Origin of the sequence: Shewanella sp. 10N.286.51.B8, assembly GCF_041469325.1 — a bacterium.
Lineage (GTDB): Bacteria > Pseudomonadota > Gammaproteobacteria > Enterobacterales > Shewanellaceae > Shewanella.
Map to the genome: position 1 here is coordinate 44,883 of NZ_JBFRKG010000001.1, position 22,992 is coordinate 67,874.

Genomic DNA, 22,992 nt, shown 5'->3' on the forward strand with positions numbered 1-22,992 from the left:
AACCAAGCAAGGAGTGACAATGTTAAACAAACAGTTAAACAAATCACTGCGTAGCTTGTTTGCTCTGTTGGTTCTGGTGATGGGGTTAGGTTTTGCAACCACAACCTTAGCGGCAGATGAACAATCAAGTAAGCAGCAGGCAGGGAAGGAAAACCCGGCTGAATTATGGCGAGCAGTGAAAGCTGGCGACTCTGGCTTTACAACAGCTCAAGGTATTGAACCCGGCGTACTGATTAATGTTGCGGGCAATCAAGGTCGAATAATCAGAGATGACTATATTACTCCCGGAGTGGCGTTAGCTCTCGTAGGTGTATTTGCTGCATTTTTACTATTCTACTTTGTTAATGGCCCAGCAAAATTGGCGAAGGGGTATTCAGGCAAGATGGTTGAGCGATGGTCTAAAGCAGATATTTGGCTGCATTGGATTATGGCCGTTGCCTGTTTAACGTTAATGCTAACTGGTCTGGTGATCATACTAGGTAAAATTGTTATTCAACCCTATGTCAGCGCTGGTATTTGGGCTGGTGTTATTGGTTTTAGTAAACTAGTACATGATTGGACAGGTCCGGTATTTATCGTATCTTGGTTGCTATGTATTGTTAAATGGATGCCACTGCAAACCTTTAAGATGTATGACTTAAAATGGTTTTTAGTGGTTGGGGGTTACATCAACTTCGGTCCATTTAAAGGTAAGCATCCAGACAGTGGTTTTGCCAACGCCGGTGAAAAAATGTGGTTTTGGACCTTAGTGTTCTTTGGCCTCTTTATCAGCGTATCAGGCATCATGCTAGTGTTACCGGGATTAGATTTACCCCGTGAAGCTTCAATGGCCGCGCTACTTATTCACGGCATTAGTGCTGCGATTCTCATTGCATTTACCATTGTGCATATTTGGATGGCAACAGCATTGAGTGAAGGTGGTATGGAATCCATGGTTTCAGGCTATTGTGATGAAAATTGGGCAGTGCAGCATCACAATGTTTGGTTCGATGAAATCAAAGCTAACGGTTCGATAAAATATCAGAAGTGATAGTGAGTTAGCCTTTTGCTGATTTAGTCACTTAATTACTTTCAAAACACCTCAACTGAGTCTATCTTGTTGAGGTGTTTTTATATCTGCCTGCTGGCGGAACGGGTAGTTTTGTCAGTACCTATTTTATTGCTCGCAGCAGGCGAATAAATCGCTTAATTTAGGCCGCTATTCCAACAGCTATTCCAAGAGCTACTTGGACCAATTTTAGTGGCTTATTGATTGCAGTTATTACTGAATTTTCTTGGACGCTTTCTGCGTGCTACTCATGCTACAAAGTAACTTGCTTGTTAATATTTACTGAGTGATTTGTGGGCAGCTAACTATTGGTTATTTTAATAACCAAAAGCACTGCAAGTACAGCTTTTAAGTACTAAAAGTTATATAGTGATTGTGGTGTTTATTTAGACAAAAACCGTATAAAAATCCTTTTAACTCAATCTACTTGTTAAGTAATTTAACATTGTAAGCACTGCTAAAATCCCACCCAAAAGTTTTGTTCTCACACGGCATGATTTGAAAACATGACCCAGTTAACGCTTTCTTTATTTATTGGTTATTTTAGGCCAATGAACAGGTGTTAGATCATATTATTTCAGCCTCTCTCTCTATATATTAGCGGCGTAAATTTGTGGACTAGATTCATTTATATGTGTTTTTACCTTTTTAGCTCACCCACTTAACCATTGATTAACAATGGTGTTTGGTAACTAAAAAGGCCTAAGAGGGCATCTGCATGATAAGCAGATGTGTATTAAACCCAGGAGTAAAGATGAAGAAGCAACAGCCTGATCTGAACCGCAGATCTTTGCTGAAAGCCATCACCGTAGGTAGCGCTGCTACTGCAGCAATTGCTGTTTCAGGTGTGAGTGTGGCAAAAGCAACCGAGAGTAACATTAGTATCAAAGGTTCTAATGGTTACAAAGAAACTGCGCATATTCGTAGCTACTACGATAGCTTACGCGGATAATTCAGGAGAAATAAGCGATGAAGTTAACTCGCAAGTCTACAGCAGCACCTAAAGCTGCTAGCAAGTCGCTCGGTATCAACCGTCGTCAATTTATGAAGAATGCAGGTATTGCTACTGGTGGTATCGCCGCTGCTTCATTAATGGGCACTGGCATGATGCGTCGAGCTGAAGCAAAAGAAATTGCTCATGATGCACCAACTGAAATCAAACGTACTGTATGTTCTGCATGTGCAGTTGGTTGTGGTTTATACGCTGAAGTACAAAATGGCGTTTGGACAGGTCAAGAACCTGCATTCGATCACCCATTTAACGCTGGTGGACATTGTGCTAAAGGTGCTGCATTACGTGAACATGGTCACGGTGAGAAGCGTCTTAAATACCCAATGAAATTGGTTGATGGCAAGTGGAAGAAACTATCTTGGGAGCAAGCTTACAACGAAGTTGGCGACAAGATGCAAGATATCCGTGAAGAGTCAGGTCCTGATTCAGTTTACTTCATGGGTAGTGCTAAGTTCTCGAACGAAGGTTGTTACATGTACCGTAAATTTGCGGCTATGTGGGGCACAAACAACATCGATCACTCTGCACGTATTTGTCACTCTACCACTGTAGCTGGTGTTGCAAACACTTGGGGCTATGGTGCGCAAACTAACTCTTTCAATGATATCCAGAATGCAAATGCAATCTTCTTCATCGGTGCAAACCCGGCTGAAGCGCATCCAGTTGCAATGCAGCATATCTTATTAGCGAAAGAGAAAAACAACGCGAAAATCATCGTTGTTGATCCTCGTTTCTCACGTACTGCCGCGCACGCTGACCTACATTGTGGTCTTCGTCCTGGTACTGATATTCCATTCATTTACGGTATGCTATGGCACATCTTTGAAAATGGTTGGGAAGACAAGACGTTCATCAAAGAACGTGTTTTCGAAATGGAATCAATTCGCGAAGAAGTGAAAAAATTCCCGCCTAAAGAAGTTGCTGATGTAACTGGCTGTAGCGAAGAAGAAGTTTACCAAGCTGCGAAAATGATGGCAGATAACCGTCCAGGTACTGTTGTTTGGTGTATGGGTGGTACTCAGCATCACGTAGGTAATGCTAACACTCGTGCTTACTGTATCCTTCAATTAGCCCTTGGTAACATGGGTGTTAAAGGCGGCGGAACAAACATTTTCCGTGGTCACGATAACGTACAGGGTGCGACTGACTTAGGTTTGTTATTTGATAACTTACCAGGTTACTACGGTCTGACTTCTGGCGCTTGGGATCACTGGACGAACGTTTGGGATCTTGAAAAATCTTGGGTTAGTAATCGTTTCGACCAAGGTACTTACTTAGGTCGCGACCCAATGACCACTCCTGGTATTCCTTGTTCTCGCTGGCACGATGGTGTGTTAGAAGAGAAGGGTAAACTAGCGCAGAATGACAACATCCGTATGGCATTCTTCTGGGGTCAATCTGTTAACACTGAAACTCGTCAAAGCGAAGTGCGTGATGCATTAGATAAGATGGACACAGTTGTTGTTGTGGATCCATTCCCAACTATGGCGGGTGTTATGCATCGTCGTCAGAACGGTGTTTACTTGCTTCCAGCTGCGACTCAGTTCGAAACTGAAGGTTCAGTATCTAACTCTGGCCGTAGTCAGCAGTGGCGTGAAAAGGTTATCGAGCCTTTATTCGAATCAAAAACTGACCTTGAGATCATGTACCGTCTATCTCAAAAGCTTGGTTTTGCAGAGCAATACACTAAACGTATCGCTAAAGATGCCAATGACATCCTAGTTATTGAAGACATCACTCGCGAAATCAACCGCGGTATGTGGACTATTGGTATGACAGGTCAAAGCCCTGAGCGTATCAAAGAGCACACTCAAAACTGGGGCACGTTCAGCAACAAGACTCTTGAAGCTGCTGGCGGACCTGCTAAAGGCGAAACTTATGGTTTACCTTGGCCTTGTTGGGGTACGCCAGAGCAGAAGCATCCTGGTACTCAAATCCTGTATAACACAAGCAAACACGTTAAAGACGGTGGTGGTAACTTCCGTGCACGTTACGGTGTTGAATACAAAGGTGAGAACATTCTTGCTGATGGCAGCTTCTCTAAAGGCGCTGAAATCACTGATGGTTACCCAGAGTTCTCTGCACAAATGCTTAAGCAATTAGGTTGGTGGGACGAACTAACAGCTGAAGAAAAAGCATCAGCTGAAGGTAAAAACTGGAAAACTGATTTGCTAGGCGGCATCGTACGTGTTGCTATTAATCACGGTTGTATTCCATTCGGTAACGCTAAAGCGCGTTGTATCGTTTGGACTTTCCCAGATATCGTACCTATTCACCGTGAGCCGTTATACACATCTCGTCGTGATCTTGTGTCTAAGTACCCAACTTACGATGATATGCAAGTACATCGCTTACCAACTCTTTACAAGTCAATCCAAGAGAAAGACACGTCAGCTAAGTACCCATTAGTACTGACTTCTGGTCGTTTGGTTGAGTATGAAGGTGGTGGTGAAGAGTCTCGTTCTAACCCTTGGCTTGCAGAGCTTCAACAAGAAATGTTTGTTGAAATGAACCCTGCTGATGCCGCAGATCGTAGTCTACGTGACGGTGATACTGTGTGGTTAGAAGGTGCTGAAGGTGGCCGTATTAAGATTAAAGTTATGGTTACTCCACGCGTTAAACCAGGTGTTACTTGGATGCCTTACCACTTCGCGGGTGTTATGCATGGCGAAAGCTTAGCGCCTAACTATCCAGAAGGTACTGTTCCTTACGTAATAGGTGAGTCTTGTAACACTGCAATGACTTACGGTTATGACCCTGTGACACAAATGCAGGAAACTAAGGCATCGCTTTGTCAGGTAGAGAAAGCGTAACAGCAGTTTAAGCTAGGAGAATTGCCGAATGGCTACAATGAAATTTTTATGTGATACCAAGCGCTGCATCGAATGTAATGGTTGTGTCACAGCTTGTAAAAACGAAAACGACTCTGCTTTAGAGTGGGGAATTCAACGTCGTCGCGTAGTGACTATCAATGACGGTCAACCAGGTGAAGCGTCTATCTCAGTGGCATGTATGCACTGTAGTGATGCACCTTGTATGGCTGTTTGTCCTGCAAACTGTTTCTACAAAACTGAAGACGGTATCGTACTGCACGATAAAGATACTTGTATCGGTTGTGGTTACTGTTTATATGCATGTCCATTTGGAGCGCCTCAGTTCCCTCAAGGCGGCGCTTTTGGTGCTCGCGGTAAGATGGACAAGTGTACTTTCTGTGCTGGTGGCCCAGAAGCTGATCACTCTAATGAAGAGCGTCAGAAATATGGTGCTAACCGTGTCGCTGAAGGTAAACTTCCAATGTGTGCTGAGCTTTGTTCAACCAAAGCACTGCTTGCAGGTGATGCAGAAATCGTTTCTGCTATCTTCCGCGAGCGTGTTGCATACCGCGGAGCTAACAAAGGTGTTTGGGGTTAATCTCCAAGCGTGTTAGTCAGCTTAGCTATGATGCCTAGGGCAACCTAGGCATCGAATAGCATAGAGGATGTAATATGAACAAGTGGTTCAAACAAATTGGCGTTGTTATCGCACTGATGTTCAGTGTCATGACCTTCGCCCACGCAAGTGGAAATGTTGAAGAGTCTCTAACCGTTCAAGATGGCAATGCACAATTATGGGCACAGCTTAAAGACGGTGTTGAAGGGCGTACTACTTCAACCAGCGAGTTCCATGCACAGCCTATCAATACCTATGATTTACGTGTATTTGATTTGCGTAGTGACTGGCTTGCTCCTGCTTTAGCTTTATCGCTATTTGGCATGATCATCATTTTCGTACTGTTTATGAAAATTAACGGTATTTCGAAATTACACGGTGGTTTCACTGGTAAGATGGTATATCGCTGGTCTAAATTTGACGTATCAATTCACTGGCTAGGTGCGATTCCTTGCATGTTATTGATTTTGACAGGTTTAGTACTACTTGCTGGCCGTTACTTCCTTCAGCCATACATTGGTGAAGGTATGTGGGCTGGATTGGTAAATGCTTCTAAAGTTATCCATGATTACATGGCTATCCCATTCATGTTGGGTTGGGCGTTAATGGTAGTACTTTGGGCTAAAAACCAAATGCCAAAAATGTATGACATTAAATGGATGATGGTGGTTGGTGGTTACATTAACTTCGGTCCATTTAAAGGTAAGCATCCAGATGCGGGCTTTGCTAATGCGGGTGAAAAACTGTGGTTTTGGGCATTCGCATTGTTTGGTTTATTCATCTCAGTATCAGGAATGTTATTACTGTTCCCGAACTTATTTGAACCAAGCCGTACCTTAAGCTTAATTGCGTTAGTTATTCACTCAGTGAGCGCTATCGTGATTTGTGCCTTCTCAATCGTGCATATCTTCATGGCAACTGCTATGTCAGAAGGTGGTATGGATTGTATGGTTTCAGGTTACTGTGATGAGCAGTGGGCGAAACAGCATCACAACCTTTGGTATGATGAAATTAAAGCGAATGGCGAGTTAAAATATAAAGACTAATAGGTCTGCAGTATTTTTAGCTAAAGCTTAAAAAGCACCTCCAATGACTTCGGTTTTGGAGGTGTTTTTATTTCGGCTTTAGGTTAACCATGTTTTAACACAACTTTTTATCATTTTTAACAATGTGGTACCTTATATTAGCTATTGGTTGTTTAAGCACTCCTAATTTGTGATCGTGGCTGTAAAAATCGACAGATTTGGTTGTTTTTAACTGATAACTTCTAGATAGTTAACATCCTTGTAGCGTATGTCGAAATTTTCTACTTGAGTAGCAACTCATTAGCGTTGCTTGCGAGCCCCTTTTTAACTAGGAATTGCCATGTCATCAATTATCCGTCCATCAGATACCATTATCCAATCACCTTATCAGGCCAATATCACCACGCCAGATTGGATGATAAATGCGATGGAAAAAGTGATGCAATTTTACGTTGATCGTAATTTGCGTTTAGACACGGTTTCAGCGGAAATGATGCCAGCGCCAGTAGAAGGTAAAAAGTACATGCTGTATGCTCATGTACCTTTTTGTCATACCTTGTGTTCATACTGTACTTTCCATCGTTTCTTATTTAATGAAGATAAAGCTCGTCGCTATTTCGTGTCTTTACGCAAAGAAATGGATATGGTTAAAAACCTCGGTTACGACTTTGAATCTATGTATATCGGCGGTGGCACCACCACGGTATTAGAAGATGAATTGGCTCGTACCATCGAGCATGCTAAAACCCTATTCCCGAATATTAAAGAGGTATCGTGTGAATCCGATCCTCAGCACTTAGACAGCCCTGGCTTTAAGCAGTTAGAAGGCTTAGTCGATCGTATGTCTATTGGTGTGCAAAGCTTTAATGATGACATTTTAGCGATGACAGACCGCATTGAGAAATTCGGTACCGGTCAGCAAACATTTGATAAAATTATGGCGGCAAAAGAGCTGTTCCCGATTATCAATGTTGATTTGATTTTTGGTTTCCGCGGTCAAACCGATGAAGTTATTCAGCATGATTTAGATATGGCGTCTAAGCTAGACCCTCGCCAAATTACTACTTATCCATTGATGATTACCCACCAAACTCGTAAGAGTGTTAAGGGTAAACTGGCTGCGCCACACGGTGATATGGCACGTCAGTATCGTCAAATTCTTAATACCTTAAATGGTCAATATACTCAGCTATCTGGTTGGGCATTTGGTAAAGCGCAGAACGAAGGCTTTGATGAGTATGTTATTGATTATGATGAATACTTAGGCGTAGGATCAGGTTCATTTAGTTTCTTAGATGACACCTTATACGTGAATACCTTCTCGCTTAAAAAATACCAAGAGCGCATTGCTAATGGCAAAATGGGTGTCGAGCAACAAAAGCAATATGGCAAGAAAGAAGTGATGCAATATCGCTTCTTACTGGGCATGTTCTCTGGTCGTTTATCACGTAAGTATTTCCGTGAAACCTTCGGCGTTAACTTAGATACCGCATTGTTTAAAGAAATGGCCTCAATGAGAGCCATTGGGGCAATTAAAAATGACCCGAACGATCCTGATAACCTCATTTGGACCGATAACGGTAAAATGATGGGCTTATTGATGATGAAAGAATTTTATTCAGGCATGGATAATGTTCGCGCTCAATTACGTAAACCCTTGCAAGCCGCTGATATGTAAGCGCCCCAAGCTTGAGAAATAAGTTAATGAAAGGCAGTGACCATGGTCACTGCCTTTTTTGTTATTTGCAGTATACTGATTTTGAATGCATCATCACTGTCCCACCATCCTCGTCATTTTTATCATGATGATTTTGGTGCATTGGACATTGGATTGTTAAAAGAGACCGCTATGGCTAATATTTTACTGCTTGCCAACATTAACTGTGACCGCTTACTGGAATTAGATAAACCGCTGCAAACCGGAGGTCGCTTTCATTATCAAGATGGCGGCTTACGGCTCGGTGGCGGTGGTGCTAATACCGGCATCGGTTTGGTATGGGCTGGGCACAATGTCTCGTTAGTGAGCCAAGTGGGCTCTGACAAGATAGGTAATTGGATTTTGGCTCAAGCCAGCACCAAGGGGCTAGATTGCCGCTTAGTGGAACGCTTTGATGGCGCAACCTGTGAAATGTTATTGGTGATGACGCCCGATGGTGAACGCACTATTATCCGCCCACAAAGACCCCTATTTGAACTAAGCACGCCGCCAAACTGGCAACAATGGGATGCGCTATACACTAACTCATCAGCTAAAGGCATTAGTCAATGGACCGCATCAGCCCTTGATCATTGCTTGGTCGTATCGCAGTTAGCTAAAGATGAGCGGGTACGACCATGCCATATTTTAATTGCTTCAATTACCGATATGCATGGCCGCTGTGATGACAATAAGTGGGATTTTGCCGCTAAAATTGCCGGTGAGTCATTGCAATACTTTGTGGTCACCGATGGCGAGAATGGGGCGATAGCCTATAGTGCCAATGAACAGTTTCATGTACCAGCAGTAACAGCGCAAGTGTTAGATACTACAGGGGCTGGAGATGCCTTTGCCGCAGGCTTAATCCATTATTTATGCCAGCAAAAAACCATTACCCAAGCCATGGAAGAAGGGGCAAGATGGGCCGCCATTGCCGTGGCTACTGCCAGCTCAGTCCCAGGAGATGCGCTGCAGCATTATCTTCAATCAAAAAAACATAGTGAGTAACTGAAATTAACTCAGTTTAAATAGTGGGCGAATATTTTTGGCTAATTGCTGTTAGTTATCATTTTACTGTCGCCTCAGGTCATATTTTTATCATAAAAGTGTCCTTGTTCTGTCATGTGAGACGATTATTATGACAAGGTAACTTATTGAACAGGATGCTTTATATGGCTTTTTGTTGAAAAAGTTTCTTCCATTTCTGGGATACGTTAATGCCCAATGTAATTTGAAAGATTTATGCCCCTGCAATCTCCCCATTTGCAGGGGCTTTTTGTTTAGCATCGCTCTTTTGTGTTAGGGCTAAAAATGCGCTTTGAAAATTCTCTATAGTAAGCACTGCTATAAGCCTGCTATATTCTTAAATAATCCAATCCCTTGTTAATTAAGAGTTACTGCTCATGGATGCTCAGTTGCTGGTTAAAAAAATTTCCGCTTTATATCAAGGAGAACAAGTTAGTGCTCTTGGTGATCAGACGCACCTTATTGATAGTGGCATTAACAATAAACAACTCGCCCAAACCCTTATCGTCTCCAAGCTGGGCGTAAAAGGCGATAGCCAAGCAGATCCACAGCATCATGGCGGCAGCGATCGGGTGTTACATCACTTTCCTCGAGAGCATTATGGCCAATATCGTCGTTGGGATTTAATGGCAGGCTTTAAAGATGCGCCTGCCATGGGCGAAAATATCAGTAGCGTTGGCTTAGATGAATCACAGGTCAATATTGGCGATATTATTCAAATTGGCACTACGCTATTGCAAGTCACCCAGCCTCGTTCGCCCTGTTTTAAGCTTAACTTACAGTTTGGTCACCCTCAATTTGCCCTTGCTATGCAACAAACTGCGATGTGTGGTTGGTTTTATAAAGTCTTGCAACAAGGTGAAATTAACGCTGGTGATAGCATTTATTTAGTCGAGCGAAAATCGAATATCTCTATTGCTGAGGCGATGAAAATTTACTTTCTAGCAGAAGTGAATATCGAACAATATTCGACTCTGTTGCACTGTGAAGGGTTAGCGCAAACTTGGGTTGCTAGCTTACAAAACCGAATTCAAACGCAAACAATAGAGAATTGGCATTACCGTTTATATGGGCCAGCGCAAAACTAGAAACAGCGACATCAAAATCAAATCAGTAATATAAATAATAGGGAAAATCATGAGTGATTCAGTGGATACAGTAGAAAAAGAAGCACGTAATATGGGCTTGTTGGTGTATGCGGCAAGTTTTGCTGGTTATATTATTCCACTGGGCAGCATTATTGGACCACTAATCGTGTGGTTGATGAAACGTGATGAATTTAAATTTGTTGATGAGTGCGGGAAAAACTGTCTCAACTTTAAATTGAGTTTACTCATTTATGCCATCGTTAGTTCTATTTTAGCCTTTATTGGTATTGGCTTTATATTGCTTATTCTTTTAGGGTTGATGGATATCATTTGTACCATTATTGCCATCATCAGGGCAGGCGAAGGTATCGCATATCGCTATCCATTAACGATTAACTTCATAAAGTAATGACGTTGAAAATCACTTAGAGCCTATTGCTTGCAACAAAAAACCGCATTGTTTATATGCGGCTTTTTAGTGGCTGAAACACATCTAAATAAGGATTACATGTTCGGGTAGTTTGGACCACCGCCACCTTCAGGGGTGACCCAAGTGATATTTTGACTTGGATCTTTAATATCGCATGTTTTGCAGTGAATACAATTTTGCGCATTAATCACAAACTTGTTTTCAGCGCCTTCAGAGACCACTTCATACACGCCAGCAGGGCAGTAACGCTGAGCTGGCTCGTTGAACTTAACTAGGTTTACCGCGATAGGAATCGTAGGGTCTTTTAAATGTAAATGACACTGCTGATCTTCTTCATGGTAAGTATTAGATAGGTAAACTGACGATAATTTATCGAAGCTTAATTTGCCATCAGGTTTAGGGTACTGAATTTCTTTGAAGTCTTTAGCTAAGCCCATTTCTGCATGATCTGGAGCTTCATCACGTAAGGTGATTGGAAATTTACCGCCGAACCAGTTTTGGTCGATATAGTTAAATGCACCGCCAAGGTAAGTACCAAACTTATGTAAAGCAGGGCCAAAATTGCGAGATTTAACCAGCTCTTCATGGAGCCAGCTTTTTTCTATGCGCGTTTGGAAACAATCTAAATCTTTACCTGCTTCAACCCCAGCCATTAATGCTTCCGCTAAGGTTTCTGCAGCGACAATACCGCTCTTCATTGCGGTATGGGTGCCTTTAATTTTGGCAAAGTTTAGCGTACCTGCATCACAACCAATTAATAAGCCGCCAGGAAAGCTCATTTTAGGTAATGAGTTAAGCCCACCTTTTGCAATTGCTCTTGCGCCATAAGTAATACGCTCACCACCCGATAAAGTTTGTGCGATAACCGGATGCTGTTTATAACGCTGAAATTCATCGAACGGACTGATGTGAGGGTTTTTATAGTTAAGGTCGATAATCAGTCCAACTGCCACTTGGTTATCTTCCATGTGGTATAAGAAGCCGCCACCAGATGCACCATCATTTAAGGGCCAGCCACCTGTGTGTACCACTTTACCTTGCTGATGCTGTTCAGCAGGGATTTTCCACATTTCCTTAAAGCCTAAGCCGTAATGCTGTGGTGTTTTACCATTATCTAGATGATATTTTGCAATTAACTCTTTACCTAAATGACCACGACAACCTTCTGAAAACACCGTGTATTTAGCGTGAAGTTCCATGCCCGGCATATAGCTGTCTTTAGGCTGACCATCAATGCCAACACCCATATCGCCAATTAAAATACCTTTGACGCTATTATCGGTATTGTAAAGTACCTCACTGGCCGCAAAACCAGGGAAAATTTCTACCCCTAATGCTTCAGCGCGCTCAGCTAACCAGCGAGCGAGGTTACCGACACTGATGATGTAGTTGCCATCATTGTGCATGGTTTTTGGTACTAAGCTATTGGACATAAGCTGAGATTTACTATCAGAGCTCAATAGGTAGATTTCATCGTGAGAGACTTTAGTATTAAGTGGAATGTCTGAATCGCGCCAATCAGAGAATAGCTCATCCAATACCGTTGGTTCAAATACGGCACCGGACAGAATATGAGCGCCGACTTCAGATCCTTTCTCAACCACGCAGACAGTCATTTCCTTGCCTGCATCTTGTGATATTTGCATTAATCGACAAGCAGTCGCGAGTCCGGCAGGGCCAGCACCAACGATAACTACGTCGAATTCCATTGATTCGCGTTCCATCATTTCACCTTAGTTCTTAATTTCCCGTTTTTTGGCGGGTTTGTTATTTTTTTGTTTTACTCACCTTACCTTAAAATTGCTAAAGGTCACAGTAGCAAGTGAGATTTTAAGCTCGTGAGCTGGCTCGCAAATATATACAGATTTTTGACTAACTGGGACAAAATGTCATAAAAAGATACTGATTCGAGCGAATTTAGGCCTATAATTAAGTCTGACGGTTCTCCGAGCTTTATGTCCTACGTCCACAGATATGGATATTTAGCCGTGGTAATTATGCCACCGGGGTCAGCAAAGAAATGCGCTTACCTCCCACACTTGGAAAGGTTAACATGTCCCAATTACAAGACAGTTTCGGTCGAAGGTTTCACTATTTGCGAATGTCAGTCACTGATGTTTGTAACTTCAAATGCACCTATTGCCTCCCAGATGGTTACAGACCTGATGGCAAACCTAAGTTTCTCGCGTTAAATGAAATTGAAAATTTAGTGGCAGCTTTTGGTGAAGTAGGCACCCAAAAAATCCGCATCACCGGTGGTGAGCCAACCTTACGTAAAGATTTCACAGATATCATTCGTATCGTTGCAGACAATGACAATATCAAAACCATTGCTACCACCACTAATGGCTATCGTCTCGAGAAAAATGCCAAAGAATGGTATGACGCCGGACTTAGACGCATCAATGTGTCGGTTGATAGCTTAGATCCTAAGATGTTTTATCAAATCACTGGTGAGAACAAATTTGATGAAGTCATGCGTGGCATTGATGCTGCACTTGATGCAGGTTTTGAGCGAATCAAAATCAATGCAGTCTTACTCAAAGGGCTTAATGATAAAGATTTGCCCCGTTTTCTGCAGTGGATAAAGAATACGCCGATTGATTTGCGTTTTATCGAACTGATGGAAACAGGCTTAGGCCATGATTATTTCAACGCTCATCATCTAGCTGGACTCGATATTAAGTTAAAACTTGAGTCAGAAGGTTGGTTATATGATCTTCCTGATGTAGATGATGGTCCTGCGCAAAATTTCAGTCACCCAGATTACCAAGGTCGTATAGGGCTTATCATGCCTTATGCGAAGAACTTCTGTGCCAGCTGTAACCGTTTACGAGTGTCGGCCAAAGGTAAATTGCATTTGTGTTTATTTACCGAAACCGGTCTGGACTTACGTGACTTATTGCAACACGAGTCTCAGCGCGCCGAGTTAATTGAGCGCTTACATGGCCAATTAGCCCAGAAAAAAGAAACCCATTATCTCCACCAAGGTATCACGGGTGTCACCAAGCACTTAGCCTCTATTGGCGGTTAAGCTGCTGCGGTTTACTTATATTTGAATAATTTTTTACTCTCAAGATTCTATAAGGCAAGTTAGCATGAGCAATTGTTTTACCCATATCAATGCCGATGGCAATGCCCACATGGTTGATGTCACAGAAAAAAATATCACTGAGCGTGAAGCTCGCGCCGAAGCCTTTATTGATATGGCGCCAAGTACGTTAGAGATGATCATGAGCGGTAGTCACCATAAAGGTGATGTGTTTGCTACTGCGCGTATTGCCGGTATCCAAGCCGCGAAAAAGACCTCAGATCTGATCCCATTATGTCATCCATTAATGCTGACCAAAGTGGAAGTAGACCTTGAAGCGCAGCCAGAACTTAATCGCGTCAGGATCACCAGCTTATGTAAGTTATCAGGTAAGACGGGCGTTGAAATGGAAGCATTAACAGCTGCCTCAGTCGCTGCATTAACCATTTACGATATGTGTAAAGCGGTGCAAAAAGACATGATCATTTCCCAAGTGCGTTTACTTGAAAAACGTGGCGGCAAATCAGGTCATTTCCAAGCTGAAGATTAGCCGGCAGCGCTTAACTAGCACTATCACGCTAGTTATCAATGCGAGTTAGCAACATCAGCTATAAAGATAAAATATTAGCCATTTTAAAATTTTGAAAGACGAGAGATTGACATGATCCAGGTCCTTTTTTTTGCACAAGTAAGAGAGTTACTCGGCACCGCTAAAGTAGAAGTTGCTGCTGATGGCGTTAGCAATACTGAACAATTACGTGCAGCCCTAGCCGCTAAAGATGAAAAGTGGGCTAAAGTACTCACCTCAGATAAATTATTAGTTGCCGTTAATCAAACCATGAGTTCATGGGATGCAGCGATTAAAGATGGCGATGAAGTGGCCTTTTTCCCACCTGTCACTGGAGGCTAACCATGAGCCAAGTGAATACTAAACAAGTGGTGAGAGTGCAAACCGAAGACTTTAATGTCGCCGATGAGTACGCCGCTATTGCACAAGATAACAGTGATGGCGCAGTGGTGACCTTTGCCGGTAAAGTGCGTGACTTTAATGACGGCAGCGCAGTGACTGATCTCACCCTTGAGCATTACCCTGGCATGACTGAAGCGGTATTAGTGCAACTGGCTGAGCAAGCCTATGCTCGCTGGCCGCTGAATTATGTCACAATTATTCACCGTGTTGGCCGTATGGAGCTTGGTGAGCAAATCGTGTTTATCGGTGTTACCAGTGCCCACCGTAAAGCCGCTTTTGCAGCCTGTGAGTTCTTAATCGACTTTTTAAAAACCAAAGCACCATTTTGGAAACTAGAAGCTGGTGAGCAAGGCAATAATTGGGTTGAAGCCCGTGATTCAGATGAGCAAGCAGCCACTATGTGGAATGAATCTAAATAGCATAGGATGCTGACATGATGACGTTAAGCACGATTCGCCGTTGTTTTACATTGAGTCAAAGGCGTCGAACCGCTTTTATCAGGGCGTTATCTAGCCTAGTGTTATTGGTGTCATTTTCATCGCTGGCGGCCAAACCTCCAGCGATTGCCGCCGCTGCGAATATTAAATTTGCCCTTGATGAAATTGTTACCAACTTCACTGCCTCAACTGGATTGCCATTAAGAGTATCCTATGGATCTTCGGGTAATTTTGTTGCCCAGATCCAACATGGGGCTCCCTTTGAAATGCTGTTAAGTGCTGATGAGTTTTATGTTCAGCAGCTGCATAAAGCTGGAAAAACAGACTCTGATGGCACCATTTATGCTATTGGTAAGTTAGCCCTAGTTGCCCCGAAAAACTCCTCCCTAGTGCTTGATGCTGAGCTTAACGGCTTACAACAGCAGTTAACTGATGGCAAGATTGCCCGCTTTGTTATTGCTAACCCTGCTCACGCGCCTTATGGCGAAAGAGCCAGAAGTTTATTGCAAGCAAAAGGCTTATGGCCGCAGTTAGAGTCTAAAATCATCATGGGCGAAAATGTCTCGCAAGCGGCGCAATTTGCCTTAAGTGGTTCTGCACAAGGTGGCATAGTGGCGCTATCGTTAGCGTCATCTGAGCAGTTTCGCAAAATGGGCAATTATATCGAAATACCCCAGTCGTTATATGAGCCGATTAATCAGCGAATGGTGATGATGCCCAATGCCGGTGCTACCACTCAGCAGTTTTATCAGTATATGCAAACCCAAGCCGCAAAAGATGTACTGCTCAATTATGGTTTTGGTTTTCCTCAGCGTGCTAATTCAAGCGCTTTTATGCAAGTCGAGAATTAATCTATGGATTGGCAATCGTTATGGTTATCAGCCAAGCTGAGTAGCGTTACTGTGCTAATTTTAGTGCCATTGGCCATTGTAGTTGGTCGACTACTGGCTTACCGTCAGTTCAAAGGGAAGTCATGGGTTGAAGCGTTAATCATGGTGCCCTTAGTGCTGCCTCCCACAGTAATAGGCTATTACTTACTGGTTGGCCTTGGCAGTCAAAGCCTCATCGGCCAATGGGTTGAGTCACTCTTTGGCGCGCAATTAGTGTTTAACTTCTCCGGTTTAGTTATTGCCTCTATTTTAGTCAATATTCCCTTTGCAGTGCAGCCAATCCAGCGGGCATTTGAAACTATCCCTCACGATATTCCTGATGCCGCCGCCTGTTGTGGCATGAGTTGGTGGCGAATTTTTGTCAAAATTGAGCTACCGATGATTTGGCCTGGGGTGTTAACCGCAGTGGTGCTGTGTTTTTCCCATGTGCTAGGTGAATTTGGCGTAGTGCTGATGCTAGGCGGTAATATTGCCGGTGAAACCAAAACCATTTCTATTGCTATCTACGACAGTGTGCAGGCATTTGATTTTGAATCTGCTGGTACCATGTCACTGGTGTTATTAGTTTTTGCTGTCAGTGTATTGGCGATTACTACCAGTCTTTCTCGACGTTTAGGAGGCCAGCATGCCAATCCGCAGCGTTGATTTACATTGCCAAATTTCCCAACAAGCACCGATCCCATTAGAGGCTAGCTTTAGCTGTAAAGCGGGAGAAGTCTTGGCTGTAGTGGGTCCTTCAGGTGGTGGTAAAACCACCTTGCTGCGAATGATTGCGGGCTTAGGTTCAGCTCAACAAGGAGCGATTCAAAGTGGAGATAAAACTTGGTTTTGTCATGAGAAACGCATCAACTTATCACCGCAGCAACGTCATATAGGCTATGTGCCACAACACTTTGGTTTGTTTCCGCACTTAACGGCACTGGATAATGTTATTTCTGGGCTGGATCATATTCCAAAGCATGAGCGTAAAGCCCGTGCGTTAGATTGGTTAGAGCGAGTTAATTTACATGGCTTGCCGGCACGATTACCGGCGCAGCTTTCGGGTGGGCAGCGCCAGCGAGTCGCCTTAGCCAGGGCGCTTGCCAGAGAGCCGGCAGTTTTATTGCTCGATGAACCCTTTTCTGCGGTGGATAGAGAAACCCGAGAAAGGTTATATATTGAGTTAGCACGGTTAAAATCGCAATTATCAATTCCAGTGATTATGGTGACCCATGATATGAATGAGGCTTTATTACTGGCCGATAAAATGATTTTAATCAGCCAAGGCAAGATGCTCCAGCAAGGTAAACCGTTTGATGTCTTGTCTCATCCTCGCAATGAAACCGTGGCGAGGCAAATGGGCTTACGTAATATCTTTAATGCCCAAGTGTCTGGTCGTGATGAAAAAGCCAATATTACTTGGCTTAAAATGGGCGACCAGATTATTGCTAGCGATAGCGCCCCAGATTGCGAAGTTGGTCAAACCGTACGCTGGGTGATCCCTAATCAGGGCATTCGATTCAGCGCTATTACCAGCGGCCGCCTTTGCCGCAGTATCAATAAACTCGATATCGTGATTGATTCTATGTTGGTGATGGGGGAATCTGTACGTATAAAAGCGCGTATGGCAGGGATTGATGAGACGTTTAATATGGATGTGCCAGCTCACTTAGCGACTAAACTTGAGCTACAACAAGGTTTAGCCACCACAATAGCATTGAAGTCAGAACAAGTTCATATTCTAGAATCATGATCAATTATTAATCTTACAAAGCTTGGGTCTTTTAATCGGCTTAGGTAAAGTAGCTCAATTATCAATGTCTTTTGAGGCTCTCATGTTCCGTATTGTTCTATCATTGCTTGTGGTATTCCCTTCAATGGTGATGGCAACGCCTAGTATGCATACTTTGTTATCTCAAGGTGAGTACGTTGAACCTATTGTGGTGATCCAGCAAGTTGAAATGGATCACAATGGCTTGGTTTCAGCTTTTGATATGGATATTGAAAACGATCAGTTAATTTATGAAATAGAACTTATCAACCTTGATACAAACGAACTTATAGCGTTTGAATTTGATGCCAAAGATGGCAGCTTGATGAGTAAGAAATTAAGTCATTTTGCCTCAGATGATTTAGACCAAATTAAGGCCGCCAAAGTACTTATTGATCATAAAATGACCTTTACGGATTTGATTAAGTTAGCGACAAAAAATCAATCTGGTTATTTAATTGAAGCAGAACTCGAGCACGATTTGACCATAAGTTATTTAGAATTGAAGCTACTTAATGCGGCCAGTAAGCATACTATTGCTTTTGATATTGAGAATTTACGTCCATTACCCCTACTGCAGTGGGACTAAGGAACAGCACTATGCGAGTATTAATCGTTGAAGATGACGCAACAACATTACAGTATGTTGCAGAGGGTTTTACAGCTCAGCAATACCAAGTCGATACGGCAACCAATGGCCATGATGGCCTGTATAAAGCCAAAAATAATGATTTCGATATTATTATTTTAGACCGAATGCTGCCCCAAATTGATGGGTTAACATTGTTAACCGCGTTGCGTAAAAATGGTAATGAAACCCCAGTGTTAATCTTGTCAGCATTAAGTCATGTGGATGAGCGTGTAAAAGGCTTACGTGCTGGTGGCGATGATTATATGACTAAGCCTTTTGCGTTTGCAGAGTTGCAAGTGCGAGCTGAAAAGTTAATTCAACGCAATGCGCCTGCTTCAAATAGTACCGATCTTGAAGTCGGTAATTTGAAAATGGAGCTACTCACGCGCAAAGTGACCTTAGATGATCATGAACTTATGCTGCAACCTAAAGAGTTTCAATTACTCAAATATCTGATGGAGCATCCTAATAAAGTGATTAGCCGTACGCTATTGTTTGAAGCTGTTTGGGATTATCATTTTGACCCTCGTACCAATGTGATTGATGTACATATCGCTAAGCTGCGTCGTAAGTTTGAAGAGTTAGGTCACCCAGAAATTATCGAAACCGTTCGAGGGGCTGGTTATCGCCTCTGTAAAGGGAATTAAACCCTACCAAAGTAGTGCTTGGCGGATCACGCTAATATTTTCTACTTTGGTGACCTTGTTAATTGTACTGCTGGTATCGGGTTTATACCGGCAGCTAGTCATGGAACAAGAAAGCCAAGTTGAGCAGCATCTCGCGACTGAAATGCAGCGCTACAAGCAATTAGCCCTCACTGTGGACCGTCGTAGTTTTGCGGCGCAAATTCGCGCGGCTGATCCCAAAACCGCGTTAATTGCTTGGCGTAATAATGTCGACATGGTTGGTGCCTTAAGTTTTGTACCTGACAACATGCCATTATTGCCTGAAACCCGCGATTTCCCCATTCTCACTGGCGGACCAGATAAACTGCATATTTTGACCGGAGGATTGGTGTTAACCAATTACGGTCCCGTGCTTATCGCCACCCGTACTGATAACTTAGCTGCATTGATTGATAAATTTGTTAATGCGGCCTTTTGGATGGTGGCGCTGACATTAGCAATGACCTTAGCCGTTGGTTTTATTTTCTCTAAAGCCATCTTACGGCGCTTAGTTCAATACAATCTATTGAGTCAGAAAATTGAGCAAGGACAATACGATACCCGTTTTCCTGTCAGTCATAATCAAGATGAATTTGATATGCTCGCAGGACAGTTTAATCGGGTATTAGATACCTTAGAGCACAACTTAATGTCAGTACGCGGGGTGACCGATAATATCGCCCATGACTTACGTACGCCGCTTTCGCATTTGCGCATAGGTATCGAGCAGTTACCGCAAAAACCGGCCGAGCAGGTACCTGAGCTCACCGCAATGCTGCTAGAAGAGCTAGATCATTGCTTAGCAACCTTCGATGCCATGTTGTCGTTAACGCGCATTGAAGAAGGCCAGCAGACCCTTGATATGCAACCCGTTAGCTTGCAGCAGCTTTGCCAAGATTTATATGAAATGGCAGAAGTGGTGGCCGAGTCTAAACAGCAAACTCTTAATTTGGTGATTGAAAAAGATGTCACTATTTCAGGGGATAAATATTTGCTATTCCAAGCATTGTTTAACCTAGTGGATAACGCCATTAAGTACGCCCCCGAAGATGCCGAAATTAGCATTGTGCAACAAGGTCGGCGGATCCAAATTATTGATAATGGCCCCGGAATTAGCGCCGAAGATAAAGAACGAGTGTTTGAGCGTTTAGTGCGCTTAGATCCTAGTCGTCACCACCAAGGCACAGGCTTAGGCTTGTCGATGGTCAAAGCGATTTTATCTCGCCACCGTGCCAGCATTGAATTATTAGATAATGATCCTGGTTTGATTGTCGATATTCATTTCTAATATTCACTTTCAGTATTCGATGTTATTTCGCATCAGTTATTCTTTAATAGAAGCCCATTTATGTATCAGCTAGTTGAGCAACATCCCGACTTTATTATCATTAATAAATCTGCAGGGGTTCATTTTCACAGTCAAGATGGTAAAGCCGGCGTAGTGGCTCAAGTTGAGGCTGATTTAGGGATTAAATTATATGCGGTACACCGCTTAGATACGCCAACTTCAGGCTTATTGATTTTGGCAAAATCTTCAGCCGCGGCTGCTATATTCACCGAGATGTTTAGCGCTCATAAGATCCAAAAATATTATTTGGCCATTGCTAAAGGTAAGCCGAAAAAGAAACAAGGTTGGGTGATTGGCGATATGGCTAAGTCGCGTCGCAGTATGTATAAGTTATTACGTTCTACTGAGAACCCCGCTATCACGCAGTTTTTTTCCCATTCAATTGCCGCTGGGACTCGGTTATATTTACTAAAACCACTGAGTGGTAAAACCCATCAATTACGGGTCGCGTTAGCCAGTCTAGCGGTACCGATTTTAGGGGATAGCCTTTATGGCGGAGAGGCATCAGATAGATGCTACCTGCATGCAATGGCGCTGCAGTTTGAATATAAAGCTACGCAGTACCAATTTATTCAATGGCCCCATTTAGGTGAGCAATTCAAACTGGCAGCAGTCACTCAGCAGCTAGCAAATGAATGGCAAAGTCCCAATGATTTACCATGGCCTGCGCCAGTAAAGTAAACGTGCTCAGAGTCATCACGCTTGCAGTAAAATGGATTTGTTAGCGGTTAAATTGAATCGCTTTGTAAGCGCATTAGGTTGGCTGATTTAACACAATTGCGACCACTGTTTTTTGCTTGATACATGGCTTTGTCGGCCAGTCCTAATAACGCTTCGGCATCGACGCCTTCTTTCATGGTGACACAGCCGATACTGGCTTCAATGGATATGGTGTTACCGTGCCAGTCCAGTTGAATTTGAGCTAATTTATGCTGCAGTTTGCTTGCCACTTGTAGCACGTTATCTTCATCGGTTAAGGGTAAGATCAGCACAAACTCTTCGCCGCCAAAGCGGCATAAATAGTCTAATTTTCGGGTCGCTGAGCTCAATTGTTGCGCCACCGCTTTAAGCACTTCATCACCAGCCACATGACCATAATTATCGTTTATATCTTTAAAGCGATCTAAATCAATCACCATCACACTGAAGCTAACCTTATCCCTTAACCAGCGTTGATGTTCAGTATTGAGTTTATGTTGCAGGGCATTACGGTTCCATAATCCGGTGAGGGCATCCTTGTTGGCGAGAGTTCTAATCTTTACGACTAGGCGATTGATAGTGTTACCAATAATAAGAATATTCACGATCAAAATAAGTGCGATATAGGTCCATAAAATAGGGATAGATTCTTTGGCATTAAAGGCGGCGTAATTGGCTACTTTTTCTGGATAGAGCATCAAAATGAACGCTCTGATAAAAAACATGAATCCAATAGCAACAATGGGGATGACTAACCAATAAGTTGCAAAAGCAGTAAAGTTAGCTTTCAACGCGACATAGTGATCTTTGGCGAGCATAAAAAATAGTGTGGCGGCACTAAAGGATAAAATAATCATCAAGTACGCAGAGCTAGAGGCTTGTGGTTTAGCCAATAGCATTAACCCGCCAGTGATAAACAGCAGCATTAAATCATTGCGATGGCTAGAGGTCAGGTGATACAGCCGTTGTGCGCCCCAGCGTAATAAACAAAAGCCAATCAGGATGAACATATCAGCGACTAGCCAATGTAAGTAGCTGGGTTCATCTGTGCGCTGAATGTAAAGCTGCATGCCGACAAGGATAGAAAAATTAGCCAATGCAAAGCGTGAGCTGGCACTGGGCGCGACCTTCATTGGTACGACCATGATGATCCAAGCGACAGTTGCTGCAATACAAAGCACGCAAATAACTTGAATTAACACTAAGCTACTACTATTTTCTATCATTAAGCCTTCAAAAATTTATAAATATTTCAATATGAAATTGTAGGTAAAATAATCATAATGATATTTAGCGACTTTCACAATTGGTTATTATTTTTACACTAGTTAGCTTTTACTGTTGATAAAAAGGACACTGAAACTTATGGACGCAAACAAAATTCTTCTGATTATACTGGCAATTTTATTACCACCGGTGGCGGTTTTCTTGAAAAAAGGGGTCGGTAAAGACTTACTGATCAACATCATTTTATGCTTATTATTCTTCCTTCCAGGTGTGCTACATGCGATTTGGGTGGTGATACAAGATTAATTAATCTTAAAATCTAAATACCAATTTTGATGATTCAAAATTGGTATTTTTAACCGTTCAATTGTAAAATCGCCCTCCATTTGAATATCTGCAGTAAAAATATTGAATTTTTTCGGCGTAACAGTAACGAGAGTATGCAATGAATCGTCGTAAAAAAATCAACTCAACCCTGAAAGCGAAAGCCAAAAAAGCCAATGCTAAAAAAGCTGGCAGTAACAAACCGGCCTACATTGCTAAAGCCGATAGAATTAAACTTGATGAAGCTGCAGTCACTGAGGTTGCAG

Annotated in this window: 24 protein-coding genes and 1 riboswitch; of the genes, 22 read left to right on the forward strand and 2 right to left on the reverse strand. The window is 42.7% G+C overall.

Annotation, left to right across the window (positions count from 1 at the left end):
• Window positions 1-19: 19 nt before the first annotated feature.
• From AB4160_RS00220 to AB4160_RS00260, 9 genes are all read left to right on the forward strand, one after another.
• Window positions 20-1,030, forward strand: coding sequence for a formate dehydrogenase subunit gamma (locus AB4160_RS00220; RefSeq protein WP_372003130.1), 1,011 nt, complete (start codon window positions 20-22; stop codon window positions 1,028-1,030).
• 772 nt (window positions 1,031-1,802) lie between these two features.
• Window positions 1,803-2,000, forward strand: a complete 198-nt coding sequence (locus AB4160_RS00225) for a twin-arginine translocation signal domain-containing protein (RefSeq protein ID WP_102435971.1) — start codon at window positions 1,803-1,805, stop codon at window positions 1,998-2,000.
• A 17-nt stretch (window positions 2,001-2,017) separates the two neighbouring features.
• The gene (locus AB4160_RS00230) at window positions 2,018-4,873 is read left to right on the forward strand and encodes a formate dehydrogenase subunit alpha (protein ID WP_372000378.1); all 2,856 of its coding nucleotides are present in this window, start codon (window positions 2,018-2,020) and stop codon (window positions 4,871-4,873) included.
• A 28-nt stretch (window positions 4,874-4,901) separates the two neighbouring features.
• A complete protein-coding gene (fdh3B, locus tag AB4160_RS00235; RefSeq protein ID WP_102435975.1) occupies window positions 4,902-5,471 on the forward strand; it encodes a formate dehydrogenase FDH3 subunit beta in 570 nt (189 codons plus the stop codon).
• 74 nt (window positions 5,472-5,545) lie between these two features.
• Window positions 5,546-6,535, forward strand: coding sequence for a formate dehydrogenase subunit gamma (locus tag AB4160_RS00240; RefSeq protein ID WP_372003132.1), 990 nt, complete (start codon window positions 5,546-5,548; stop codon window positions 6,533-6,535).
• A gap of 319 nt (window positions 6,536-6,854) precedes the next feature.
• Window positions 6,855-8,192 (forward strand): coproporphyrinogen III oxidase family protein, encoded by a 1,338-nt coding sequence (locus tag AB4160_RS00245; protein WP_303412850.1) that lies wholly within the window; start codon window positions 6,855-6,857, stop codon window positions 8,190-8,192.
• A gap of 171 nt (window positions 8,193-8,363) precedes the next feature.
• Complete coding sequence (locus AB4160_RS00250) at window positions 8,364-9,218, forward strand: PfkB family carbohydrate kinase (RefSeq protein ID WP_303502791.1); 855 nt, start codon at window positions 8,364-8,366, stop codon at window positions 9,216-9,218.
• A gap of 395 nt (window positions 9,219-9,613) precedes the next feature.
• Window positions 9,614-10,324 carry an MOSC domain-containing protein gene (locus AB4160_RS00255; RefSeq protein WP_102531516.1) on the forward strand — a complete coding sequence of 237 codons (711 nt, stop codon included), beginning with the start codon at window positions 9,614-9,616 and terminating at the stop codon, window positions 10,322-10,324.
• A gap of 49 nt (window positions 10,325-10,373) precedes the next feature.
• Window positions 10,374-10,733, forward strand: coding sequence for a DUF4870 domain-containing protein (locus tag AB4160_RS00260; protein WP_102435982.1), 360 nt, complete (start codon window positions 10,374-10,376; stop codon window positions 10,731-10,733).
• 95 nt (window positions 10,734-10,828) lie between these two features.
• Here the strand turns inward: AB4160_RS00260 and AB4160_RS00265 are convergent, their stop codons facing one another.
• Window positions 10,829-12,478 carry an electron transfer flavoprotein-ubiquinone oxidoreductase gene (locus AB4160_RS00265; RefSeq protein ID WP_102531517.1) on the reverse strand — a complete coding sequence of 550 codons (1,650 nt, stop codon included), beginning with the start codon at window positions 12,476-12,478 and terminating at the stop codon, window positions 10,829-10,831.
• Window positions 12,479-12,686: 208 nt separating this feature from the next.
• Window positions 12,687-12,820, forward strand: a riboswitch (molybdenum cofactor riboswitch).
• On the opposite strand from AB4160_RS00265, the gene moaA reads away from it, so the two are divergent.
• From moaA to AB4160_RS00320, 11 genes are all read left to right on the forward strand, one after another.
• Complete coding sequence (moaA, locus tag AB4160_RS00270; RefSeq protein ID WP_102476472.1) at window positions 12,808-13,788, forward strand: GTP 3',8-cyclase MoaA; 981 nt, start codon at window positions 12,808-12,810, stop codon at window positions 13,786-13,788. It overlaps the preceding riboswitch by 13 nt.
• A 64-nt stretch (window positions 13,789-13,852) precedes the next feature.
• A complete protein-coding gene (moaC, locus tag AB4160_RS00275) occupies window positions 13,853-14,335 on the forward strand; it encodes a cyclic pyranopterin monophosphate synthase MoaC (protein ID WP_102476471.1) in 483 nt (160 codons plus the stop codon).
• A 111-nt stretch (window positions 14,336-14,446) separates the two neighbouring features.
• Window positions 14,447-14,695, forward strand: coding sequence for a molybdopterin synthase sulfur carrier subunit (gene moaD / locus AB4160_RS00280; RefSeq protein WP_372003136.1), 249 nt, complete (start codon window positions 14,447-14,449; stop codon window positions 14,693-14,695).
• 2 nt (window positions 14,696-14,697) lie between these two features.
• Window positions 14,698-15,174, forward strand: a complete 477-nt coding sequence (gene moaE / locus AB4160_RS00285) for a molybdopterin synthase catalytic subunit MoaE (protein WP_102476470.1) — start codon at window positions 14,698-14,700, stop codon at window positions 15,172-15,174.
• Window positions 15,175-15,188: 14 nt separating this feature from the next.
• Window positions 15,189-16,043 (forward strand): molybdate ABC transporter substrate-binding protein, encoded by an 855-nt coding sequence (modA, locus tag AB4160_RS00290; protein WP_372003139.1) that lies wholly within the window; start codon window positions 15,189-15,191, stop codon window positions 16,041-16,043.
• Between the two features lie 3 nt (window positions 16,044-16,046).
• Window positions 16,047-16,727, forward strand: a complete 681-nt coding sequence (gene modB, locus AB4160_RS00295; RefSeq protein WP_102520208.1) for a molybdate ABC transporter permease subunit — start codon at window positions 16,047-16,049, stop codon at window positions 16,725-16,727.
• The gene (locus AB4160_RS00300) at window positions 16,708-17,814 is read left to right on the forward strand and encodes an ABC transporter ATP-binding protein (RefSeq protein ID WP_076541366.1); all 1,107 of its coding nucleotides are present in this window, start codon (window positions 16,708-16,710) and stop codon (window positions 17,812-17,814) included. The genes modB and AB4160_RS00300 overlap by 20 nt, the downstream gene beginning before the upstream one ends.
• Window positions 17,815-17,896: 82 nt before the next feature.
• A complete protein-coding gene (locus tag AB4160_RS00305; RefSeq protein ID WP_372003142.1) occupies window positions 17,897-18,421 on the forward strand; it encodes a PepSY domain-containing protein in 525 nt (174 codons plus the stop codon).
• Between the two features lie 11 nt (window positions 18,422-18,432).
• Entirely contained in the window at window positions 18,433-19,110 is a 678-nt protein-coding gene (locus tag AB4160_RS00310) for a response regulator transcription factor (RefSeq protein ID WP_076541362.1), read from the forward strand.
• A gap of 100 nt (window positions 19,111-19,210) precedes the next feature.
• The gene (locus tag AB4160_RS00315; RefSeq protein ID WP_372003145.1) at window positions 19,211-20,416 is read left to right on the forward strand and encodes a sensor histidine kinase; all 1,206 of its coding nucleotides are present in this window, start codon (window positions 19,211-19,213) and stop codon (window positions 20,414-20,416) included.
• Window positions 20,417-20,476: 60 nt separating this feature from the next.
• Window positions 20,477-21,157 carry a TIGR01621 family pseudouridine synthase gene (locus tag AB4160_RS00320; protein ID WP_102476466.1) on the forward strand — a complete coding sequence of 227 codons (681 nt, stop codon included), beginning with the start codon at window positions 20,477-20,479 and terminating at the stop codon, window positions 21,155-21,157.
• Between the two features lie 47 nt (window positions 21,158-21,204).
• On the opposite strand, the gene AB4160_RS00325 is transcribed toward AB4160_RS00320, so the two are convergent.
• On the reverse strand, window positions 21,205-22,401 hold the full coding sequence (locus tag AB4160_RS00325) for a GGDEF domain-containing protein (RefSeq protein ID WP_102436003.1): 1,197 nt from the start codon (window positions 22,399-22,401) through the stop codon (window positions 21,205-21,207).
• 139 nt (window positions 22,402-22,540) lie between these two features.
• Here AB4160_RS00325 and AB4160_RS00330 point away from each other — a divergent pair, with 139 nt between their 5' ends.
• On the forward strand, window positions 22,541-22,708 hold the full coding sequence (locus AB4160_RS00330) for a YqaE/Pmp3 family membrane protein (RefSeq protein WP_076541354.1): 168 nt from the start codon (window positions 22,541-22,543) through the stop codon (window positions 22,706-22,708).
• 139 nt (window positions 22,709-22,847) lie between these two features.
• On the forward strand, window positions 22,848-22,992 hold a 145-nt coding region (locus AB4160_RS00335), incomplete at its 3' end, for a DUF2986 domain-containing protein (protein WP_372003176.1).